Here is a 1035-nt window from a genome sequence, read left to right as displayed (position 1 = left end):
GGTTCAAACGTTCAAGAAATCGGTACGACGCTTGAAAAAGCTGGTTTGGTAAAGCATGGTCTGATTTTTAGCTTTTATGCCAAGTATAAAAATTATACCGACTTGAAAGCAGGTTACTACAATTTGCAAAAGAGTATGAGTACAGAAGACTTACTCAAAGAGTTGCAAAAAGGTGGAACAGCTGAACCACAAGAACCTGTACTTGCGACTTTGACAATTCCAGAAGGTTATACGATTGATCAAATTGCACAAGCGGTAGGTCAATTGCAAGGTGACTTCAAAGAGCCTTTGACAGCGGAGGCTTTCTTGGCTAAAGTTCAAGATGAGAACTTTATCAGTCAAGAAGTTGCCAAATATCCTACTTTATTGGAAAGCTTGCCTACAAAGGAAAGTGGGGCTCGTTATCGTTTGGAAGGATACCTTTTCCCAGCTACATACTCTATCAAGGAAAGCACAACTATTGAGAGCTTGATTGATGAGATGTTAGCTGCTATGGATAAGAACCTATCTCCTTACTATAGTACGATCAAATCTAAAAACTTGACTGTCAATGAGTTGTTGACCATTGCTTCCTTGGTCGAAAAAGAAGGTGCCAAGACAGAAGATCGTAAGCTCATTGCAGGTGTATTCTACAATCGTTTGAATCGTGATATGCCACTTCAAAGTAACATTGCAATCTTGTATGCCCAAGGAAAACTGGGGCAAAATATCAGTCTAGCTGAGGATGTTGCGATTGATACCAACATTGATTCACCTTATAATGTTTATAAAAATGTAGGTCTCATGCCTGGTCCAGTCGATAGTCCAAGTCTGGATGCGATTGAGTCAAGCATCAATCAAACTAAGAGCGATAACCTCTACTTTGTAGCAGATGTCACAGAAGGCAAGGTCTACTATGCTAACAATCAAGAAGACCACGACCGCAATGTCGCTGAACATGTTAACAGCAAATTAAACCAAACAAACTAAAATTATGTGATACTTCACATCATTTTCTTTCGAAAATATCATCAGAAGAAAGTTGAGAAAAATGGC

General features: G+C 39.1%; 1 protein-coding gene. It reads left to right on the top strand.

What is annotated here, in order from left to right; genetic code table 11:
- On the top strand, window positions 1–969 hold a 969-nt coding region (gene mltG, locus HT730_RS10310; protein WP_173307535.1), incomplete at its 5' end, for an endolytic transglycosylase MltG.
- Between the last annotated feature and the right edge of the window lie 66 nt (window positions 970–1035).

The organism is Streptococcus sp. k-628 (assembly GCF_013277475.1).
Classification (GTDB): Bacteria; Bacillota; Bacilli; order Lactobacillales; family Streptococcaceae; genus Streptococcus.
This window is presented reverse-complemented; position numbering and strand designations above follow the sequence as displayed.